Origin of the sequence: Streptomyces californicus (assembly GCF_000717645.1) — a bacterium.
GTDB lineage: Bacteria > Actinomycetota > Actinomycetes > Streptomycetales > Streptomycetaceae > Streptomyces > Streptomyces californicus.
The window spans coordinates 374,623-394,823 of record NZ_JNZZ01000008.1; the positions used below are offsets into that span (position 1 = coordinate 374,623).

General features: G+C 74.4%; 16 protein-coding genes. 7 read left to right on the forward strand and 9 right to left on the reverse strand.

The features are described 5' to 3' along the window. The first annotated feature begins 41 nt into the window (after window positions 1-41). From IF19_RS0113610 to IF19_RS0113625, 4 genes are all read left to right on the forward strand, one after another. Window positions 42-776 carry an ABC transporter ATP-binding protein gene (locus IF19_RS0113610; protein ID WP_030113332.1) on the forward strand — a complete coding sequence of 245 codons (735 nt, stop codon included), beginning with the start codon at window positions 42-44 and terminating at the stop codon, window positions 774-776. Next, entirely contained in the window at window positions 770-3,232 is a 2,463-nt protein-coding gene (locus IF19_RS0113615) for an ABC transporter permease (protein ID WP_030276327.1), read from the forward strand. The genes IF19_RS0113610 and IF19_RS0113615 overlap by 7 nt, the downstream gene beginning before the upstream one ends. A gap of 261 nt (window positions 3,233-3,493) precedes the next feature. Next, complete coding sequence (locus IF19_RS0113620) at window positions 3,494-3,976, forward strand: hypothetical protein (RefSeq protein WP_030113329.1); 483 nt, start codon at window positions 3,494-3,496, stop codon at window positions 3,974-3,976. Window positions 3,977-4,017: 41 nt separating this feature from the next. Next, window positions 4,018-4,467 (forward strand): hypothetical protein, encoded by a 450-nt coding sequence (locus IF19_RS0113625; protein ID WP_030113328.1) that lies wholly within the window; start codon window positions 4,018-4,020, stop codon window positions 4,465-4,467. Here IF19_RS0113625 and IF19_RS0113630 read toward each other — a convergent pair. From IF19_RS0113630 to IF19_RS0113640, 3 genes are read right to left on the reverse strand one after another with little or no spacing between them, the layout of a single operon-like run. Next, a complete protein-coding gene (locus tag IF19_RS0113630) occupies window positions 4,434-8,237 on the reverse strand; it encodes a tetratricopeptide repeat protein (protein WP_030276331.1) in 3,804 nt (1,267 codons plus the stop codon). The two genes, IF19_RS0113625 and IF19_RS0113630, sit on opposite strands and share 34 nt — an antisense overlap. Next, window positions 8,227-8,982 carry a hypothetical protein gene (locus tag IF19_RS0113635; protein ID WP_030113326.1) on the reverse strand — a complete coding sequence of 252 codons (756 nt, stop codon included), beginning with the start codon at window positions 8,980-8,982 and terminating at the stop codon, window positions 8,227-8,229. The genes IF19_RS0113630 and IF19_RS0113635 overlap by 11 nt, the downstream gene beginning before the upstream one ends. Beyond that, complete coding sequence (locus tag IF19_RS0113640; RefSeq protein ID WP_030113325.1) at window positions 8,979-9,158, reverse strand: hypothetical protein; 180 nt, start codon at window positions 9,156-9,158, stop codon at window positions 8,979-8,981. Before IF19_RS0113640 ends, IF19_RS0113635 begins: the two co-directional genes overlap by 4 nt. A 254-nt stretch (window positions 9,159-9,412) precedes the next feature. Between IF19_RS0113640 and IF19_RS0113645 the strand changes: the two genes are divergently transcribed. After that, complete coding sequence (locus IF19_RS0113645) at window positions 9,413-9,850, forward strand: hypothetical protein (RefSeq protein ID WP_030113324.1); 438 nt, start codon at window positions 9,413-9,415, stop codon at window positions 9,848-9,850. A gap of 221 nt (window positions 9,851-10,071) precedes the next feature. Here the strand turns inward: IF19_RS0113645 and IF19_RS0113650 are convergent, their stop codons facing one another. Together IF19_RS0113650 and IF19_RS0113655 are read right to left on the reverse strand one after the other, a co-directional pair. Next, entirely contained in the window at window positions 10,072-10,722 is a 651-nt protein-coding gene (locus IF19_RS0113650; RefSeq protein ID WP_030113323.1) for a response regulator, read from the reverse strand. A 239-nt stretch (window positions 10,723-10,961) separates the two neighbouring features. Beyond that, complete coding sequence (locus IF19_RS0113655; RefSeq protein ID WP_050493787.1) at window positions 10,962-12,272, reverse strand: sensor histidine kinase; 1,311 nt, start codon at window positions 12,270-12,272, stop codon at window positions 10,962-10,964. A 384-nt stretch (window positions 12,273-12,656) separates the two neighbouring features. Here IF19_RS0113655 and IF19_RS0113660 point away from each other — a divergent pair, with 384 nt between their 5' ends. Continuing rightward, window positions 12,657-15,005, forward strand: a complete 2,349-nt coding sequence (locus tag IF19_RS0113660; RefSeq protein ID WP_428835908.1) for a serine/threonine-protein kinase — start codon at window positions 12,657-12,659, stop codon at window positions 15,003-15,005. A 124-nt stretch (window positions 15,006-15,129) separates the two neighbouring features. Here IF19_RS0113660 and IF19_RS0113665 read toward each other — a convergent pair whose 3' ends face one another. Genes IF19_RS0113665 through IF19_RS0113675 form a run of 3 tightly spaced genes read right to left on the reverse strand, consistent with a single transcriptional unit; the run spans window position 15,130 to window position 17,496 of the window. Continuing rightward, the gene (locus IF19_RS0113665; protein WP_030113319.1) at window positions 15,130-15,534 is read right to left on the reverse strand and encodes a GntR family transcriptional regulator; all 405 of its coding nucleotides are present in this window, start codon (window positions 15,532-15,534) and stop codon (window positions 15,130-15,132) included. Between the two features lie 46 nt (window positions 15,535-15,580). Further along, entirely contained in the window at window positions 15,581-16,555 is a 975-nt protein-coding gene (locus tag IF19_RS0113670; RefSeq protein ID WP_030113318.1) for an ABC transporter permease, read from the reverse strand. Continuing rightward, window positions 16,552-17,496, reverse strand: a complete 945-nt coding sequence (locus IF19_RS0113675; RefSeq protein WP_030113317.1) for an ABC transporter ATP-binding protein — start codon at window positions 17,494-17,496, stop codon at window positions 16,552-16,554. The genes IF19_RS0113670 and IF19_RS0113675 overlap by 4 nt, the downstream gene beginning before the upstream one ends. Before the next feature lie 225 nt (window positions 17,497-17,721). Between IF19_RS0113675 and otsB the strand changes: the two genes are divergently transcribed. Continuing rightward, window positions 17,722-18,573, forward strand: a complete 852-nt coding sequence (gene otsB, locus IF19_RS0113680) for a trehalose-phosphatase (protein WP_030113316.1) — start codon at window positions 17,722-17,724, stop codon at window positions 18,571-18,573. Between the two features lie 172 nt (window positions 18,574-18,745). On the opposite strand, the gene IF19_RS0113685 is transcribed toward otsB, so the two are convergent. Then, window positions 18,746-20,167: an alpha,alpha-trehalose-phosphate synthase (UDP-forming) gene (locus IF19_RS0113685; RefSeq protein WP_030113315.1), complete on the reverse strand. Its 1,422-nt coding sequence runs from the start codon at window positions 20,165-20,167 to the stop codon at window positions 18,746-18,748. Window positions 20,168-20,201: the final 34 nt, after the last annotated feature.

A 20,201-nucleotide genomic window follows, 5' to 3' on the forward strand; every position in this document is an offset into this window, starting at 1 on the left:
CTGCGATGTGTCCCGGCCGCGGACCCGGTGGAGTGGACACCATGAATCAAGCCGCCGTCCGACTCCGCTCGGTCACCCGCTCCTACGGCAAGGGCGCCAGCGCCGTGACCGCCCTGGACAACGTCTCCCTCGACATTCCGCGGGGCACGTTCACCGCCGTCATGGGGCCCTCGGGCTCCGGCAAGTCGACCTTCCTCCAGTGCACCGCGGGCCTGGACCGGCCGACCGCCGGCCAGGTGCTCCTCGGGGAGACCGATCTGAGCGGGCTGAGCGAGAAGAAGCTCACGCTGCTGCGGCGGGACCGCATCGGCTTCGTCTTCCAGGCGTTCAACCTGCTGCCCTCGCTCACCGCCGCGCAGAACGTGGCGTTGCCGCTGCGGCTCGCCGGCCGCCGCCCCGGGCGAAGCGACGTCCTGGACGTGCTGGAGAAGGTGGGGCTGCGCGAGCGGGCCGGGCACCGGCCCGGTGAACTGTCCGGCGGCCAGCAGCAGCGGGTGGCGCTCGCCCGCGCCCTGGTCACCCGGCCGGAGGTGCTCTTCGGCGACGAGCCGACCGGCGCCCTGGACACCACCACGGGCCGTGAAGTGCTCACGCTGCTGCGGGAGATGGTCGACCGGGGGCAGACCGTCGTCATGGTGACGCACGACCCGGTGGCCGCCTCCTTCGCGGACCGGGTGCTGTTCCTCACCGACGGCCGCGTCCACGGCGAACTGCTCGCCCCGACCGCCGAACAGGTCGCCGCGCACATGACCGGACTGGCGGCCCTCCCGTGCTGAAACTCGCTCTGCAGGGCATGCGGACCCGCTGGGTCACGTTCGTCGGCTCGTTCATCGCCCTCGCCCTCGGCGTCAGCCTCATCGCCACCACCGGGCTCGCCCTCGCGGCGACCTTCAGCGCTCCGGACCGCGGGCCCGAGCGGTTCGTGAAGGCGCCGGTCGTCGTGAAGACCTCCGACCTCGTCCGGGTGGACACGCCCATCGGGGAACGTACGCGGACGATCACCGACCCCGCGCCGGTCCCGGCCGCCGTCACCGCGAAGCTCGCGGCGCTCGGCAGGACCGTCGAGGACCGCACCTTCCCCGTTACGGGCCGCGGGCTCGGCGCGGACACGGTCGGCCATCCGTGGTCGGTCGCCGCGCTCACCCCGTACGCCCTGACCGGCGGACGCGCCCCTTCCGCGCCGGGTGAGGTCGTCGCCACCGGGGACGCGTTGCGGCCCGGCGCCCGGGTGCGGGCGGCGACCCCTCGTGGGTCCGAGGAGATCACCGTCGTCGGGACGGTCGCGTCGGCCGGCTTCGAGAACGCGCTGTTCTTCACCGACGCCGAGGCCGCCCGGATCTCTCCCGACGTGGACGCCGTCGCCGTGCACGCCCCGGCCGACCGGGTCGAGGCGGCCGTGGGCGCCGGGTTCGACGTCCTGACCGGCGACGAACGCCGCCGCGCCGACCCGGACCCCGACCGGGACGCGGAGGCGCTGGTCTCGGTGAACGCGCTCCTCGGTACGGCCGCGGGCGTCACCGGCTTCGTGTCGGTGTTCGTCGTCGCCTCGACGTTCTCCTTCGCGGTCGCCCAGCGCCGCCGGGAGTTCGGGCTGCTGCGCACCGCCGGGGCCACCCCCGCCCAGGTGCGGCGGATGGTGTTCACCGAGGCGTTCGTGATCGGTGTGCTCGCCTCGGCGGCCGGCTGCTCGCTCGGGGCGGCGGGCGCGCCCCGGCTGGCCGCCTGGATGGTCGACGCCGGTATCGCCCCGGCCTGGTTCCGGATCGGCGAGCAGACGTGGCCGCTGCACACCGCGTTCTGGACGGGTCTGTTCGTCGCCCTGAGCGGGGTGGTCGTCTCCTCGTGGCGGGCCGGCCGGATCGGCCCGACGGAGGCGTTGCGCGAGTCCGCGGTCGACTCCCGCGCGATGCCGGTGAGCCGTTGGCTGATCGGCGGCGCGGTGCTCGCGGCCGGTCTCGGGCTGCTCGCCCTGGCCCTGCTGGACAGCCCGGCCGACCTGCTGAAACGTAAGACGTACGTCACCCAGCCGATGCTGCTGATCGTCGGGTTCGCCCTGTTCGCACCCGTCCTGGTCGGACCGCTGAACCGGCTGCTGACCTGGCTGCCGGCCCGCCTGCCCGGTGCGACCGCCATGCTGGCCCGGGAGAACGCGTCAGCCGGGATCCGCAGAACCGCGGCCGTCGCCGCCCCGGTCGTCATCACCGTGGCCCTCGCCGCCTCCCTGATGGGTACCACCGCCACGATCAGCGAGGCCAAGGCGGACGAGGCGCGGGAGCGGATCACGGCGGACCTGGTCGCCACGGCGGGCGGGGAGGGCCGGGCGCTGCCCGAGGAGTTCCTGCGGCGCGCCCGGGCCGTCCCCGGCGTGACCGTCAGCGCGACCCGGTCCACCGGGGTGACCGTTCTGGAGGAGGGGGTCGCCCTCGTCACGTCCGAGGCCGAGGCGGTCGATCCGGTGGCGCACGCGGCCGTGTCCCGTCCGCCGGTCATGGCGGGCCGCCTCGCCGACCTCGACGACGACAGCATCGTCGTCAACGAGGAGTGGCTGACCACGGAGGTCGGGGACCGCGTCTCCGTCTGGCTGGGCGACGGCCGTAGGGCGGACCTGCGCATCGCCGCGGTGCTGGCCACCGGTACCGGCGACAACGGAGTGTACGTCACCGAGCGCAACGCCGCCGGCGCGCCCGTCGACCGGGTCGACCTCGCGCTGCCCCGGGACGGCGCGGACAGCGCGGCGTCCGTACTGGGCGCCGCCGCGGAGGCGACCGGCGTCCAGCTCCTGACGGGCGACCGGTGGGTCGACGCCCACTACCCGCGCTCCGGCGAGAACACCCGGCTCGGCCTGTGGCTGATCCTCGGCATCGCCCTCCTCTACACGGGCATCGCGCTCGCCAACACCCAGATGATGGCGACCTCGGACCGGGTCCGCGACCTCGCCTCGCTGCGTCTGACGGGCGCGACGAAGGGACAGGTGCTGTGGCTCGTCGCGGTCGAGGCGCTGGTGGTGGTCGCGGCCGGCGCGGTGCTCGGGGCGGTGATCGCCGGAGTGAACCTGCTGGGCGTGTGGAGCGCCCTCGGCCTGCTCGGCGTGTGGTCCGGCGTCGTGGTGCCCTGGGGCACGGTCGCCGCGGTGATCGGCGCGAGCGCCCTGCTCGCGACCGCGGCCTCCGTGCTGCCCGCGTCGCTCGCGCTGCGCGTCCGGCCGGTCGAACTGGCGGGCACGCGCGAGTGACCGTGTCGGCCGCGGAGGGCGGTCTCGCCGGGGACGGCGGTACGCCGTGGATGCCGCCCACTCCGCCGGGGCGGGACCCCGGCACCGCCTGAACCCGGTGCCGCCTGACCCGCCCGTACGCCGTTGGCCCCGGCCTGTACGCCGTTGGCCCCGGCCCGTATGCCGTTGCTACCCGACCCGACCCGACCCGACCCGACCCGTACGCCGTTCCCATCCGACCCGCCCGTACGCGCGCGGCCCCGGCCCGTGTGGAATGGGTCCATGGCTGACGTGACCGCAATGCTGGAGGAGCTGGGGGACACCGCCCCGCTGACCGCCGAGTCGGCGGCGGCGAGGTTCGCGGCTCGGGGGTGGACGCCCGGGGGCAAGGTCCGTGCCGGCGTGGAGACGTCGTGGGACAAGAACGCTGTGGGGGGCTGGATTCAGACGCTCGGCGGTGGGGTGGTCCGCGTCTCGTTCTTCGTCTGGTTCCGCGACGTCGACGCGTCGGGCTACTTCGACGACCTGGACGCCGTCTACGAGGAGGGGGAGCAGGCGCTGGCCGACTTCCTTCCCGAGATCGAGGAGTCCCCGCTCGCCGGCCGCCTCGTGGAGGCCGAGCAGACGGAGGCGGACCGGGACGAGTTCGTCAAGCTGAAGAAGTGGATCTTCGGCGGCCGGATTCTGACCGCCGGAGTGATCCAGCACGACACCGACCTTCCGGTGATGGTCATGGTGACACTGGAGCCCCCCGGCACCACCTGACCCGCCTGTATCCCCTTGCTCCTACGCCCGCCCGGGACGGCGTGCAGGCCATGCTGTGGCCGCTGGCGCCGGCCCTGTTCACTGCCGTGCTGCCCGTCTGCCTGGGCACGGCGGCAGGCCCGTTCGAAAGGACCGTCCGCGATCCCGGGAGGCTTCGACTGCTCGTGACCGGCGCGGCCGTCGCCCTCGCGTTCGGCGTCGCGCTGTGCGGAGCCGCGGTGAGTCCCGCCATGGCCTTCCGCAACACCGCCCTGCTCGTCGGCCTCGCCTTCCTCGGCACCGTCTTCCTGCCGCCGGGGGCGGCCTGGGCGCCGCCCGTCTTCGTTCCCGTGCTGATGTGGCTCACCGGCACCCGGGCGACCGGCCGGGCGTACCCGTGGGCCGTGCTCCTGGCCCCGCCCGCGTCCGCCGCCGCCGGAGCGCTGTCGGCCGTGGTCCTCGCGGCGGGGGTCGTCGCCTACGTCGTCAGGGGGCCCGCCCCGAGCCGCTGATCCGCCGGCCCCGTGCCGGTGGCGTCCAGCGCCGCCAGGGCCGTGCGCGCGTGCTCGGTGGTGCGGGTGGTGCGGGCGTCGGTAAGGCCGTGCGTGTAGTAGCGGCGGGCCTCGACCGGCCGGCCGAGGTCGCGCAGGCAGTCGCCGATGGTGAGGTGGGTGTCGGGGCGGTGCGCCGTGTCGTCGGTCCGGCCGAGGAGGACCAGGGCCCGCCGGGCGTACGCGAGGCCGTCCAGCGGTCGGCCGCGGAGCCGGGCCAGCTCCGCGAGGATCTTGAGGCACTGGGCCTGGGCCGCGACCCGGTCCAACTCCCGGTTCAGTTCCAGGGCCGTGCGAGTGTGCTCCTCCGCGATGTCCAGGGCGCCCATGTGCCGGGCGCAGACGCCCAGATGCTGGTGGGAACGGGCCACCTCCTCGGGAGCGTCGCGGGCGACGGCCGAGCGCAGGGCGGCGTCGAACTCGGCGTGCGCCGCCTCGTAGTTCCCGGTGAGCACGTACAGGGTGCCGATGTGGTTGCGCAGCTCCTCCGCCTGCGCCGTGTCGCCCGTGGCCGTGCAGAGGGCGAGCGCCGACCGGCAGTGCGCCATCGCGGCGTCCAGGTCCCCGTCGTCCTCGGCCAGATAGGCCAGGCTCCGGTGGCAGCTGCTGACCGAGCCGTGGTCCTCCAGCCGCGTGAAGACCTGCTGGGCCTCCGTGAAACCGGCTCTGGCCTCCGCCGGGCGTCCGCCGTCGGCGTTCAGCATCGACAACTGGTAGAGAGCGGCGGCGGCGTCCCGGTCCCGGCCCAGGGCGCGGAACGTCGTGCGGGCCCGGTCGTACCGGGCGTGGGCGACGCGGTGGTCGCCCTGCTCGATCTCGATGGAGCCGAGCTGGTGTTCGGCGTGGGCGATGCCCAGCGGGTCGTCGGCGGCGGTGCTGACGGCCAGGGCCCGTTCCAGGTGTTCGCGACCCTTCTTCATGTCGCCCCGGTCCCGGGCGATGAGACCGAGCTGCCGGTGGGCGAACGCCTCCGCCTCCGTGCCCGGCTCGCTCCACTCCAGCAGCCGGAGGCAGAGCGCCCGCTCGGTCGTCCAGCGGCCCATCGCGTGCAGGACGCGGCACAGGCGGGTGCCGAGCGCTCCCGCCTCCCCGTGCGCACCGGTCGAAACGAGGTGGTGCAGGGACTCGAACGCCGCGTCCACGCGCACCGCTTCGGGCAGGCCGGTGTCGGAGAAGAGGCCCTCCGTGTACGCGGCGGCACGGCGATGGGCGTCGAGGGCGGCCTCCGGGCGGAGCCGGCCCAGTTCCCCGGCGGTCCAGCGGTGGACGCTCCAGAGCCGCGTACCGGCCGGGCCCTCGCCGTCCTCGGCCAGCAGTCCGGAACCGGCCAGCGCGTCGAGGCGTTCGCGAGTGGCCTCCCCGTTCCCGTCCCCGTTTCCGTTTCCGTCCCTGTCCCCGTCCCTGCCCCTGTCCTCGTCCCCGTCGGCGGTGAAGGCGGAGGCCGGGACGGGCGTACGGTGCACCGCCGCGCGGTGCAGCAGGGTGCGGGTCGGCGGGTCCAGGGCGGAGAGCAGGTCGTCGAGCAGCGTGTCGGCGGCCGTGAGGCTCAACGCCTCCCGTACGGCGGGCCGCACCTCTCCCCGTACGCGGGCGCGGGCGGCGTCGAGCCCACCGCCGAGCCGGCCCACCCGGGCGGCCAGGTCGTCCGCCGCCCGGCCGGTGCCCAGAAGCGCCTCCAGGTACGCGTACGTACGGGGGTGGCCGCCGATGGCCCGGCGGATCTCCCGCCACTTCGTCGGGGGGAGTCTGCGCGACAGGGGCAGCCGCAGCCGCATCAGATCGGTCTCGTCCGGGGTGAGCGGAGGGAGCGGGAGCCTGCGGAGGCGCGGCGCCGCGGACCCGGCCACCGTCGGGAGGGGGTGACGGGAGACGATCACCAGGGACGTGCCCGCCGATCGGGCGGTCAACGCGGCCAGGAACTCCGCCAGTTCGGGGTCGGCGAATCGGAAGCGGCCCGCGTGGTCATGGGCCAGGTTGGCCTCGAAGTCGTCCAGCACCACGGTCAGCGGCCGGGCCGTCCCGTCCGCCCCGGAGTGGACCGCCTCGTTCGTACCCCCGCGTACGCCGGGGGCGGCGGTGAGGTGCGTGAGGTCGGCCAGGCGCGCGGGCCACGGGCGCTCCGGGTTGCCCAGTTCCCGCAGTCGCGGATCGTCGGTCCTCCCGCCGAGCGCGTCCGCCGCGCCGCGCAGGACGTCGTCGGGGCCGAGCGGGCCCTTGAGCAGGACGAGCGGGCCCGAGAAGGCCCGCAGGCGCAGCAACTCGCCGACGAAGGCGGTCTTCCCGACCCCGCCCACGCCCTGCACCACGAGCCCGCCGCCACCAGCGTCGGCCAGGACGTTCAGGGCGAGGCGCAGGTGTGCCCGCCGGCCGACGAACTCGCCGAGCGGCAGCGTGAAGGGGGCCTGGGGAGAGGCGGTCCCGGGCGGGGTGTCCCTGGGTGAGGTGTTCCCGCGTGGGGTGTCCTCAGGTGAGGTGTCCCCGGGCGGGGTGTTCCTGGGTGGGGTGGTGCTTCCGGCTGGATCGCTTACGGGCGGGGCGGCGCTTCCTGCTGAGTCGCGTACGGGCGGGGCGGCCGTGGGGTCGGGCTTCCCGGGCCGGTGGCGGGGTCCGGCGTACAGCAGGGGAACGTGCCATTCCGGCAGCCAGTCGTCGGCCGCGCGTCGCAGGCGCTCCTGTTCGACGCGGGCGTCGTGCAGGGCCTCCCACCAGGGGCGACCGCCCGCCAGCCCGGCGTACATGCGAGCCATCAGCGCGCCGGCGTACGTGTCGCGGACCGGCGCCGACATGGCGACGACCGCGGGCACCCCGGCCTCCGTCAGGCTCTGGGCGAGTCCGGGCAGGAACCTGCTGTGGTCCCCCGCGTCCGGCACGGCGGCGCGGTTCACCGGCGAAGCCGTCGAGCAGCCGGCCAGGACCACGGCGGGGACGTTGGCCGCGCCGCGCACGGCCTGCCACAGGGCGTCGGCGGTCGCCGGTTCACGGTCCCCGGCCCCGTCCTCCAGCAGGAGTTCACCGGGCCGTGCGTGGCAGACGATGTGGACGATGTCGGCGGGCCGCTCCGCCAGGGCGGCGCGGAGCGCGGTGAGGCTGCCGGAGCTGAGGACCCGCAGGTCTGCCCGGCCCGGGACCCGGGACATGGCGGCGGCCAGCCGGGCCGTCTCCGCGTCCAGGTCGAGCAGGGGCTCCCGGTGGCCGGGGGACCTGCGGGGGCCGGCGAGCAGGACGAGCAGCCGGAGCGAGCGGCCGGGCGGGTCGAGGGGAGGGGGCGCGTGGTGGCCGCCGAAGCCGCGGTACGGCCGGACGGTCGGGTGGAGCGCCAGCGGCGTCGGGCTCCCCGGCAGGGTCAGCGCTTCCCACGGCAGGCTGTCGAGCCGGCCCGGTTCCGCCTCGATCACGAGCGGCAGGCCGTGCCCCTTCTCCTCCGCGCTCCGCGACGCGGCGGTGAGGGCGCGGACGGCGCGTTCGCCCACCGCCTCGGCGAGCAGGCCGCCCAGCCGCCGCGTCAGGGCCGGGGGCGGGACGCCCGTGCTGCGGCGACGGCCGCTCCGGGCCGCGGCTCCGTACGTCCGGTGGAGCGCCTGCACGGTCTCCGCGAGGGAGAAGGGCACGTCGGCGCCGGGGCCCTCGGCGACGGTGCGCGTACCCACGCCGAGCGTCACGGCGGTCGCGCCGATCCGCAGCCGCCAGTGCGGCGGGCCGGGGTGTGCCGCCGACGGCGGATCATCGGACACAGGGGTCCTCCTTCAGGTGCACGGCCTTCGGCGGCGCGGCGGGGGCGGCCCCGCAGACGTACACGACGGTCGGCTCGGCCTTCGCGTCGAGCGGCGCCGTGACGTACAGGACGGCGCCGGCGAGGACCAGCAGCGAGGCCAGCAGGGTGTCGCGGCGGGCCCGTCTCAGGGACCGCCGCACGTGCCAGGCGTGGACCCAGGCCAGCAGGCGGTGCTGCAGGCGCTGGATCAGCAGGGCGTTCCGCCGGGCGACGGCGGCCTCGTGGGTCAGGATCCGCGCCCGGGCGGGGTCGTCCTCGCGGGCCAGCAGCGCTTCGAGGCGGGCCGCCACGGTCAGCCGGAGCCGGCGTTCCCTTCGCAGGCCGGCCGGGGTGGAGGCGGTGGGACCGTAGAAGTCGGCGGGCGACCGGTCGATCAACGCCCGCAGCCCGTCCAGCTCCGGCGAACCGAGGTCGTCGAGCGTGGCCGTCCGAGGGGCGAGCACGTCACCGGTGCGCCACACGACCCAGACGACCCCGACGACAGCCAGGAGCATGCCGCCGGCCGCGGTCACCACGTCCCCGGCGTCGTCCAGGTCCTTGACGACGACGAGAGGCCCGCCCGCCAGCACCAGGGCGCCGACCGCCGCTGCCGCCGCGGTCATCCAGCGCGCCGTGGCCCGCATGTCGGTGACGGAGGCGCGGAGGTCGGCGAGGACGGGGTCGGGGTCCGGGGCGCCGGGCTGCGGCTCGGCGGGGGTGCTCATCCGGTGAAGGGAAGGTGGGCGTCCGGATCGTCGCCGTCGTCGTCGCCGCGCATGTCGGGTGGTGTCTGGTCGTCGGGGAGCTCTTCGTGCGGCACCCACGCGGTGCCGTTGAAGAGTTCCACGTCGTTCCCGTTGAACCGGATGTCGCCCTCTTCGGGCTGCGGTGGTGAACCCATGACCGGATTATCCGTAAAATTAATGCCAGTTGGTAGTGGATGTGCTCAACTGGCGTTGTGTCGTAGCTTCTTGCTGTCGGTGGCAGCGATGCCGACGAAACCGGCGACACACGTGAGGCCAGCGAAACCGGCGACACACGTGAGGCCAGAGAAACCGGCGATACACGTGGGGCCCATGAGGTGAGGCCCGTGATACCTGCGATGCCTGCGCCGCGCCGCACCGTTTCCGTCCGCGTCGACGAAGGGCTCCCGCCATGTACGACCTGATGCTCAGCCCGCACGCCCGGGGCACCGCCGTCGAGCAGTTGCACCGCCTGGTGGAGGCTGTCGGGCTCGTCACCACCGTGCAGACGTCGATCGGAGTCGGGGACACGGCCGGCGTGATCGTCGAGGCGGCTCCCCGCCTCGCGGAGGACCACGACGTCCTTTCCAGCGGGCTGATCATGAGCCGCGTCGGGATGTACCGCATCGCCTGGGGCGTCGTCAGCCACCCCGGCGGGAGCCTGGCGGTCCTCGCCCCGCTGCCGGGCTACGAGGGGCAGCAGTCCTCCGACTGGATCCGGCACTACATGCGGGAAGTGCTCGACCCCGTCATGGCTCTGTCGGGGCGCGGTCACCGCACCGGCGGAGGGGGTAACGGCACGGTCACGGAAGAGGAGTTCGCGCGGGCGTTCAGGGAGGCGTACGTCTGAGGGCGCGTACGCCTTCGGGGGCGCCCGGGAGCGAGTTCGTGCCCGGCGCCTGGGGGCGAGTTCGTGCCCGGCGACCGGGGGCGCGTTCGTATCCGCCGATCCGGGGCGAGTTCGTGCCCGGTGATTCAGAGGCGAGCTTGTGCCCGGGTCCGGGGCCGGCCACTTCGCGGGGTGGCGGCCGCCTCTCCGCGCGCGTGGGGCGGGCCGTGTCGCGTGCGGGGCTATTCCTCCAGGCCGTTGGCCCATACCCAGGCGGCGATGCCGACGCGGTTCCGTACGGTCAACTTCCGCTGGACGCTCGCTATATGGGTCTTGGCGGTGCCCGGGGAGATGAAGAGTGCGGCGCCGATCTCGGCGTTGGTCAGGCCCTTCGCGACCAGTCGGGCGATCTCCGTCTCCCTGGAGGTCAGCGCGTCCGGCGGTTGGACCGGCCTGGGTCTGCCGGCGTTTCGGTGGTGTCGCAGCAGGCTGACGGTGAGGGACGGGCTGATCAGCGTGTCGCCCGCCATCGCCGCGCGCACCGCCTCCACCAGCAGCGCCGGCCCCGAGCGCTTCAGCAGAAAGCCGCAGGCCCCGTACTCCAGCGCGGTGTGCACGTACTCGTCGAGCCCGAAGGTCGTCACCACCACCACGCGGACCGGCTGCTCCGCTTCGGGGCCGGCGAGGCGCCGGGTGACCTCCAAGCCGTCCAGGCGCGGCATCCGGATATCGGCGAGGACGACGTCCGGGCGCAGTCGTGCGGCGAGTTCGACGGCCTGCTGACCGTCAGCCGCCTCGCCGACCACCTCCATGTCGGGCTGGGCTTCCAGGATGAGGCGGAATCCGACGCGTACGGACTCCTGGTCGTCGGCGAGGAGGATGCGGAGGGTCACGTCCGGCACCGTAATGCGGTTCCGCCACACCCGGCCAGCGGGGACGGGCCGGAACGCGCCGGGCGGGGTTGCGGAGCCGGGGAGTTGAGGAGCTGGCGAGTTGGAGAGTTGAGGGGTTGGGGAGTTCGGGAGCTGGAGTCGGATTGTGGGCGGTGGGTGGTGGGCGATGGACGGGGCGGGCGGCAGGCGGGTCGGCTGACGGGCGGCAGATGGCGGGGGTGCGGGGCGGGGGTGGTCGGTCAGGTGGGCAGGGGGAAGGTCGCGGTCACCTGCCAGCCGGGCCGGCCGTGGGGTCCGTCGTCGGTGCGGGCCCCATGGTTCTCCTGGGCCGCGCCGAAGTGCAGGGTGCCGCCCAGCGCCCGGGTGCGTTCGGAGAGCCCCGCCAGACCGGTGGCCGCGGGGTGGACCCGGTCGCCGAGGTGCCCGCCGCCCGTTCCGCCGGGGGCGGGGGGTCCGTTGGCCACGGACACGGTGAGTACGGGATCGGCGTCCTCCGCGCCGTCGAGCAGCACGGACACGGCCACCCACGGAGCGGTGGTCGCGTGTCGGCGTACGTTCGTCAGCGCCTCCACCACCACCCGGTGGGCGGTGCCCGCCACCTCGTGGGGGACCCGCCGGACGTGTTCGGAGCGCCGGTCCATGTCCAGGCGCACGTCGGCCGGGCCGGCCGACCTGAACCGGTCGACGACGTCCACGATGTCCTCCAGGCCGTACGTCCCCGGCGGCGGCGATGCCTGGGGCGCGTCCGGAGAGCCGGGGGAGCCGCCGGGGGAGTCGCCGGGGGTTCTGAGCATGTGGACGGTGCGGTCCATGGAGCCGAGCGCCTGCTGGCCCGACTCCTCGATCTGCCGGAGGAGCGGCAGCAGCTCCTCCGGCCGGTCCGCGCCGATCACCTGCGCCGCCTGGGCGAGCACCACGACGGCCGAGACGTCATGGGCGGCGAAGTCATGCAGGTCAGCGGCGAGTTCGAGACGTTGGTGCCGCCGCGCCTCGTGCACCGCGCGGACCCTGCGGGTTTCCAGCGAACGCAGCCCTCCACCCGTGGCAGCCGCGGCGATCGTCCCGAGCGCGATGAACGCGCTCTGCGCGGCGGCGTCCACAGCGGACGGCGGAACGTGCAGGCGAAACAGCGCGGTTGAGGACAGCAGCCCCAGGATCGAGCAGAGTGCGGCGGCCTGCCGGGCAGGGGCGTACCGGGCGACCAGGCAGACGAGCAGCAGCAGCGCCGCGATCTCCACGAGCGTCGCAAGTCCGGTCGCCCGGTCCGTGGTTGGCGGGCTGCTGAACAGCGTGCCGAGGGCGGAGGCGGCGGCCACGCCGGCGGCGGCCCACGCGACGGTACGTGGCCGGTGCCGCCTCCAGGCGACGACGAGCACGCCCAGGGCCGCCACCGCTGTGATCGCCCCCGCCTGGAGGCCGCCCGCCGGGGCCGTCAGCAGGCCGACGGCCACCCCGCCCAGGGCGAGGACCGCGCAGACCGGAGCGACGGCTCGCTCCTCAAGCCGGAATCGGCGCCCGACCCGTACGAAGTCCCGTTCTTCCGCCGCCATTTCCGGGATTCTACGGAGCCGGGGCCGAAGCCGGAGCCCAGCCGGACGGCCGGTAGCCCGGCCTGGGTCGCGGGCCCGGGGCCGGGCCCCGCAGGGCGCTCCTCCGGCCGGGAGCCGCGTACCCCTGCGTCTGGGGGTGCTCCTATCCTGGGCGGGCGCGCGGCTCCGGCCGGGTGTGAACTACCGCAGGATTCAAGGCCATCGGGGGGTCTGTTCAGCATGAGCGTCGGCGCGGGCGGCGGTACGGGGACGGGTGCGGGGCCGGGGAAGCGTCCACAACCGGGTACGAGTGCAGGGGCGGCCCCGGGCGGAGGCGCGCCTGCGGGCGAGGGTGCGGGGCCGGGTGCGGGGGAGGGCGACAGGCGGGGCACGGCACTGGACGGCATACGCCCCCTCGCGGTCGGCGATCCCGCCCGGATCGGGCCCTACCCGCTGCTCGGCCGGCTCGGCGCCGGCGGCATGGGCCGCGTGTATCTGGCCCGTTCGGCGGGCGGGCGCACCGTGGCCGTGAAGGTCGTGCACGAGGAGCACATCGCCAACGGGGAGTTCCGGGCGCGTTTCCGGCGGGAGATCGAGAGCGCCCGGCGGGTCGGCGGGCGCTGGACCGCCCCGGTGCTCGACGCCGACGCGGACGCGGAGCAGCCGTGGGTGGCCACCGGCTATGTGCCCGGCCCCTCCCTGGAACAGGCCGTACGGGAGCACGGCCCGCTGCCCGTGGAGTCCGTCCACGCCCTGGCGGAGGGGCTGCTCCGCGCCCTGCGCGGGATTCACGCCGCCGGGATCGTCCACCGCGACCTCAAGCCCTCCAACGTCCTGCTGACCGCCGACGGCCCCCGGGTCATCGACTTCGGCATCGCCCGCGCCTTCCAGGTGTCGGTCGAATCGCTGCTGACCAGCACCGGTATGGTCATCGGCTCCCCGGGATTCATGGCGCCCGAACAGATCCTCGGCGAGGAGACCGGGCCCGGGGCGGACGTCTTCTCCCTCGGCTGTGTGCTGATGTACGCGACCGCCGGACAGTTGCCGTTCGGGGCCGGTGCGAGCAACCAGCACGCCGTCATGTTCCGGATCGTCCAGTCCCCGCCGGACCTGAGCGCCGTGGCCGACGACCGTCTGCGGGCGCTGATCGAGCGCTGCCTGACGAAGAACGCGGCCGAACGGCCGGGTGTCGACGAGCTGTTGGCCGAGCTGGCCGCTGCGGCATCCGCGTCCGCCTCGCACGGTGCGTGGCTGCCGCCGGTGCTGCTGGCCCGCCTGGCGCGGCAGTCGGCCCTGCTGCTGGACGCGGATGTGCCGGGGAGGGCCGACGCGGCGGGGAGTGCTGATGTGCCGGGTCGGGCGGACGTACCGGACGCACCGGGGGGACGGAACGCACCGGGAAGGGGTGCTGACGCACCCGGGGCTGCGGAGGTGCCCGGGGCCGTTGGTGTATCCGGGGCTGCGGAGTCGCCCGGGGCTGCGGACATGCCCGGGGCTGCGGAGGTGCCCGGGGCCGTAGGTGTACCCGGGGCTGCGGAGGTGCCCGGGGCCGCTGACGTACCCGAGGCAGCAGAGGCGCCCGGGGTCATAGACATACCCGGGGCAGGGGAGCCCGGCCGCTCCACTGCCGAGCCCGCGCCCGAGGCCGATCCCGGGGCCGAGCCCCCGCCCGCCGTACCCGCCGTACCCGCCGCCGTACTCGCCTCTCCGGCCGCTGCCCGTGATCTCGGGACGGTCGATCTGCGTCCGCACCCGGCCGAGGGCCTCGCGCCGGCCCGTGTCCCGGCTCCTGCCCCCGCGCCCACCGACCCCGGCCGGGTCGCCCCGCCCACCGGCCCCGGCCCGTCCGCCCCAGCCACCGGCCCCGGCCCGGTCGTCCCGTCCACCGGCGGCCGGTCGCGTCGTCGCCGGGTCTGGGTCGTCGCGGCCGTCGTCGTCGCGGTGCTGGTCGCCGGGGGCACCACGGCGTTCCTCAACCGTGATCCCGGTGGTTCCGCCGATGCGCGGGGCGGGGAGTCCACGCCCCCCGGCGCCGGTGACACCTCCTCCGGGCCGTCGGCCGCGCCCTCCGGGGACGACGAGGACGGGGCCAAGGGCGACGGCGAGCGCGACCCGAAGGACAAGGACGCCGACAAGGGCAAGGGCAGCGGCGACAAGGACAAGGGGGAGGACGGAGACGGGGAGAAGGACACCGACAGCCGCAGCGCCGGGTCGGCGTCCGAAGGCGGCGGATCCGGAGACGGCGGTTCGGCGGATTCCGGCTCCGGTTCGGGCTCTGGTTCCGGATCCGGCTCCGGCTCCAGTGCCGGAGGCGGCGGCGGCGCGCAGGGTGGGTCCGGTTCGTCGGCGTCGGGCGGATCCGGCGGCGACGGGGTGAAGCCGCCCGCGTCGAACCCCGACCCCGCCCCGGACGGCCGGGTGCCGCAGCACTTCGTCGGAACCTGGTCCCTCGAATCCCAGTACGTCGTTCTCCAGCCGCACACCGTGGTCATCCGGCGGGTGTCGCCCGGTCAGTCGGCGGTGACCCTCGTCGCCGACGTACAGGGGTCGGGGCACTGCGAGTACACCGCGAAGCTCAGCTCCGTGGCGGACGGCGGGAAGCGGATCAACGTCGGCGCCGGGGTGGTGGACCGGGCCCGTTCCGGCCCCCTGTGCCAGGACACCGAGCCCTCGTCCTTCACCGTCGCCGGGTCCGGCATCCAGCACGACGTCGGCCCCGCCCACGGCAGCGGCTACCGCTACAACCGCGGCTGACCGGTACGACGACCGCGCCCGACCGGCACCGGTGGTCCCGGTGCCGGTCGGGCGCGGCTCAGGCAGGGTCGGGCGCGGTTCAGGGCGGTCAGGCGCCCCGCAGCCGGCTCGGCGGCCGCGCCGGTCAGTCCGGCGCCTCGCCCGGGTACGCGCTCGCGAACGCCGAGTGGAACAGGGCGGTCACGTCCCGTCCCGTGAGGCCCTCGGCGCGGGCCTGGCCCATCCAGTCGGTCAGCGCGGACCGCAGCGGGGAGTCGGGCCCCGACTGGGGCTGGGCGAGGGTGCGGGTGATGAACGTTCCGGCCCCCTGGCGTACTTCGGCGAGTCCCATACGTTCCAACTCGCGGTACGCCTTGAGCGTGGTGTTCGGGTTGACCTTGGTGGTCGCGGCGACCTGGGCCGCGGTGGGCAGCCGGTCACCCACCTCCAGCGCGCCCATGCGCAGCGCCTGTTCGACCTGCCGGACGATCTGGAGGTAGGTGGACACCCCACTGCGCCGGTCGATGCGGAACACGACCACGGACTTCACCTTCCGCTCGATTGCCGACACTTTACGTAGGAGAGGGGAGCCGGTCCTACAGCGGACGGCGGGAGGTCCACCAGAGGGTGAACGCCGTGAGCAGGGCGGTTCCGGCGAGCAGGATGCCCGCGGCGGTCCACTGCATGGTGCCCATCTGGCTGTAATCGAGGTACTCGATCACGTTGTTGACGATGCCGTGCTCCTTGATGCACGAGTTCTGCGCCTTCTCGGTCGCCTCGGCGCAGATGCCCCAGTTGTACAGGGTCCCGTCCGCGCTGCCGACCCAGCGGTCCGCCTCGTACGCGTCGTTGAATCGCTCCGGGAGATCGCTGTTCAGCGGGTACGTGAACATGTGCGTGACGCCGATCCGTACGCGGATCTCGTCCCAGACGAACAGCGTGGTCATCGCCGTGAAGAGGAACGCGCCCACCATGGCCGGGAGCACCCGGCGGACCAGCACGCCGATGGTGACGCCCGCCGCGGTCAGGAAGAGCAGGAAGGCGGGCAGGACGGGACCGGTGTTGTCGAAGATGAGGCCGTCGATCCACTCGCTGGGGAACAGGGAGCGGTACGGCTTCCACCACCAGGTGAACAGGGCCGAGAGCACCACGCCGGAGACCAGCGCGAGGGTGTAGGCCAGGCCGAGCTTGGCGATCAGCCACTGGCGGCGGGAGACGGACTGGGTGGTGACGAGCTGCGCGGTGCCGCTCTCCTGGTCGCCCGCGATGAGCGGGGCGCCGATGAAGACGGCGAGGATCAGCGGCAGGCCGTTGATGATGCTGGTGATGTACCCGTAGCCGCGGTTGTTCTCCAACGGCTGTCCGGCGTCCTTCTCCGGCCAGCCCTTCGCGTCGAGCAACTGGACCAGGTTGTGGCGCTCGTACACGATCCAGATCGCGGTCAGCAGGGTCAGGCCGAGGACGCAGGCCAGCGCGATCCGGTGCTGGCGGACGACGAGCCAGGGCAGGCCGCGCAGCAGTCGGCGGCTCGTGCCGGTCCCGGTGGGCTTGTCGGTGAGAGTGGCGCTCATGCGGCCTGGGTCCCTTCGGCGTCGACGCGGGCGCCCTGCGTGTAGAGCGAGGGAGCGTCCGGGGAGCGGAGGTGGGAGAGGAGGACTTCCTCCAGCGAGGGCTCGGCGATCTCCCAGTCGGCGGGGAGCGGGCCCTTCGGCCGGATCATCGCGTGGAACTGCCGTCCCAGGAAGCGGACTTCGATGACCGTGTGATGGTCGAGCTCGGGCGGCAGCGCGCCGTCGTGGCTGACGCCGGTGACCAGGGCGTGCGCCGGGACCAGCGCGTCGGCGTCACCGGCCATGCGGATGCGGCCCTCGGCGACGACCAGCAGGTAGTCGCACATGTCCTCCAGCTCGGTGAGCATGTGCGAGGACATCACCACCGTGGTGCCGCGCTCGACGGCCTCCGCCATCAGGAGGGTGCTCATCTCGTCGCGCGCCAGCGGGTCGAGATCCGCCATCGGCTCGTCCAGCAGCAGGAGTTCGGGCCGCTTGCCGAAGGCGAGGGCGAAGGCGAGCCGGGTGCGCTGGCCGCCGGAGAGCGTACCGACCCGGGCGTCCATCGGAACGTTGCCGGAGCGGACGATGCGGTGCGCGGCGGCGGCGTCCCAGTCGGGGTTCAGCTCGGCGCCCATCCGCAGCGTCTCGGCCACGGTGAACCGCTTGAACAGCGGCTTGTCCTGCCCGAGGAAGGCGATCTTGGGCAGGACGCCGGGGTCGTCGACCGGTACGCCGAAGACCTGGAGCCCGCCGGTGCTCGGCCGCACCTGGCGGGTCGCCAGCCCGAGCAGTGTGCTCTTGCCGGCCCCGTTCGGGCCGACCAGACCGCAGATGCGGCCGGCCGGGATCCGGAAGGAGCAGTCACGCAGCGCCCAGCCGCGCCGGTAGCGCTTGCCCAGGTCCCGGGCTTCGAGTGCCCAGGTGCCGGACGTCGCGTTCGGGGTGCTCGTGTCTGCCACGCGCCTCACCTCGATTCCATGAGTCAATTAATGGAATCATGGAGTCGCGAGGGAATGCGTGTCAAGCGCGGGAGGGCGCGGGAGGGCGGTGGCGCCGCTGCGGTCGCCCTGCGGCGGGATCCGCACGGGGTTGAAGCGAGCGGGTTCGCGGCGGCCCTGCGGTGGGATCCGTGCGGGGGGCTGAAGCGAGCGCGTTCCCGGCGGTCAGGGATTAGGCTCGCTCCCATGGGCAGTCACCCGGAAAACCTGCCGTCCCCGACCACCCCGGCCGGCCGCGAGGGGCTCGAAGCCGTGCTCGCCCGGCCCGACCGTGCGGTCGTCGCCCTCGACTTCGACGGCACGCTCGCCGACATCGTCCCGGATCCCGAACAGGCGCGCGCCCACCCCGGCACCGTCGAGGCGCTCGCCGCCCTCGCGCCGAAGGTCGCTGCCGTCGCCGTGATCACCGGCCGCCCGGCGGACGTCGCGGTGCGGTTCGGCGGTTTCGCGGGCGTCCCCGGCCTGGAGCACCTCGTCGTCCTCGGGCACTACGGCGCCGAGCGCTGGGACGCCGTGACCGGTGCCGTCCACGCCCCGGCCCCGCACCCGGGCGTCACCGCCGTACGTGCCGAACTCCCCTCGCTGCTCGAAAAGTCGGGCGTCGGGGACGGCGCCTGGATCGAGGAGAAGGGGCAGGCCGTCGCGGTCCACACCCGGCGCGCCGACGACCCGCAGGCGGCCTTCGAGGCGCTGCGCGCACCGCTCGGAGAGTTGGCCGCACGGCACGGGCTGATCGTCGAACCGGGCCGCCTGGTCCTGGAGTTGCGCCCGCCGGGCATGGACAAGGGCGTCGCGCTCGCCCGGTTCGTGGCCGAACTGGACGCGGAGTCGGTGATCTACGCGGGCGACGACCTCGGGGACCTGGCCGCGTTCGCCGCCGTGGAGAAGCTGCGGACCGGCGGCGCGGACGGCATCCCCGGCCTCCTGGTGTGCAGCGGCAGCACCGAGGTACCCGAACTCGCCGCCCGCGCCGACCTGTCGGTGCCGGGCCCGGCCTCGGTGGTGGAGTTCCTGGCGGCCCTGGCGGAGCGGCTGTAGGGCTGCGGAGCCGTAGGGCGTGTCCGGCCCGTGCGAAGGCGGGCAGGGCGGCATGCGACCGCCCCGGCCCACGCGAAAGCCGGAGGGGCGGCCGTGAACCGGAGCGCCCCACGTGCGAACGGGGGGGGCGGCCCGAAACCGGGCCGCCCCTCCCGCCTCCGCGTTCGGGCCCCTACCGGGGCAGCTCGTCCTGTCGCAGGGCCTCCAGCTGCTCCAGGAACCACGCCTGGGGCGGCAGCGCCGTCGCCGCCTCCGCCAGGCGCTTCGTGCGGCCGGACCGCTCGTCGCCGCTCATCGTCAGCGCCTCGTGCAGCGCGTCCGCCGTTCCCGTCACGTCGTACGGGTTCACCACGATCGCGTCCTCGCCCAGCTCCTCGTACGCCCCCGCCTCCCGGGACAGCACCAGCGCGCAGCCCTGGTCCGAGACGACCGGGACCTCCTTGGCGACCAGGTTCATGCCGTCGCGGATCGGGTTGACCAGAGCCACGTCCGCCAGCCGGTACGCGGCCAGCGAGCGGGCGAAGTCGTCCTTGACGTGCAGCACGACCGGGGTCCAACTCTCCGTGCCGTACTGCCCGTTGATTTCCGTCGCCAGGGACTGCACCGCCGCCGTGTAGTCCCGGTAGACGGCGAGGTCCTGGCGGGAGGGGTAGGCGAAGGCGATGTGCACGACGCGTTCGCGCCACTCCGGGCGGGCCTCCAGCAGGGCCCGGTACGCGTGCAGGCCGCGCACGATGTTCTTCGACAGCTCGGTGCGGTCCACCCGGACGATGGTCTTCCGGCCCTCGCCCACCTGCTCCCGCAGCGCCGCCATCCGCTCGTCCACGTCCGGCTCGTGCGCGCGCTCGCGCAGGAAGTCCGCGTCGGCCCCGAGGCCGTGCACCCCGATCCGGGTCCGGCCCGTGCCGCCGAGGATCTCCGTACAGCAGCCGATGAATGCGTCCGCCCAGCGGCGGGTCAGGAACGCGGCCCGGTCCGCGCCGAGGATGCCGTGCAGCAACTGCTCCGCGATGTCGTCGGGCAGCAGCCGGAAGTAGTCCACGGGCGCCCACGGGGTGTGCGAGAAGTGGCCGATCCGCAGGTCCGGGCGCAGCTCGCGCAGCATCCCCGGGGCCAGGGCCAGGTGGTAGTCCTGGACGAGGACCGAGGCCCCCGGCTCCGCCTCCTCGGCCAGCGCTCGGGCGAAGGCGCGGTTGTACGTTTCGTACGCGGCCCACTGCCGGCGGAACTCCGCGTCGAAGACCGGCTCGACGGGCGTCTGGTAGAGCATGTGGTGGACGAACCACAGCACCGAGTTCGCGATGCCGTTGTAGGCGTCGGCGTGCACCTCGGCGTCGATGTCCAGCATCCGCACACCCGGTTCCCCGACCCCCCGGCGCACCGCCTCGCGGTCGCCGTCGCCGAGGGCCGCGCAGACCCACAGCTTGTCGTCGACGGCGCTCAGCCCGGAGACGAGACCGCCGCCGCCGCGCTTGGCGTCGAGCGTCCCGTCCTCGCCGAGCGTGTACGAGACGGGGCCGCGGTTGGAGGCGACGAGGACCTGGGAGGCGGGGGACGCGGAGGACGTCGTGGAGGGCGTGTGCTCGGAGACCATGTACCGGAACCTAGCCCGCGAGTCCGGCCCCCAA

Excerpts from the sequence above, each read along its gene's own strand:
- IF19_RS0113670 (WP_030113318.1), bottom strand. The coding sequence starts at position 16,555 with ATGAGCGCCACTCTCACCGACAAGCCCACCGGGACCGGCACGAGCCGC.
- IF19_RS0113655 (WP_050493787.1), bottom strand. The coding sequence starts at position 12,272 with ATGGCGGCGGAAGAACGGGACTTCGTACGGGTCGGGCGCCGATTCCGG.
- IF19_RS0113645 (WP_030113324.1), top strand. The coding sequence starts at position 9,413 with ATGTACGACCTGATGCTCAGCCCGCACGCCCGGGGCACCGCCGTCGAG.
- IF19_RS0113685 (WP_030113315.1), bottom strand. The coding sequence starts at position 20,167 with ATGGTCTCCGAGCACACGCCCTCCACGACGTCCTCCGCGTCCCCCGCC.
- IF19_RS0113610 (WP_030113332.1), top strand. The coding sequence starts at position 42 with ATGAATCAAGCCGCCGTCCGACTCCGCTCGGTCACCCGCTCCTACGGC.
- otsB (WP_030113316.1), top strand. The coding sequence starts at position 17,722 with ATGGGCAGTCACCCGGAAAACCTGCCGTCCCCGACCACCCCGGCCGGC.
- IF19_RS0113620 (WP_030113329.1), top strand. The coding sequence starts at position 3,494 with ATGGCTGACGTGACCGCAATGCTGGAGGAGCTGGGGGACACCGCCCCG.
- IF19_RS0113640 (WP_030113325.1), bottom strand. The coding sequence starts at position 9,158 with ATGGGTTCACCACCGCAGCCCGAAGAGGGCGACATCCGGTTCAACGGG.
- IF19_RS0113635 (WP_030113326.1), bottom strand. The coding sequence starts at position 8,982 with ATGAGCACCCCCGCCGAGCCGCAGCCCGGCGCCCCGGACCCCGACCCC.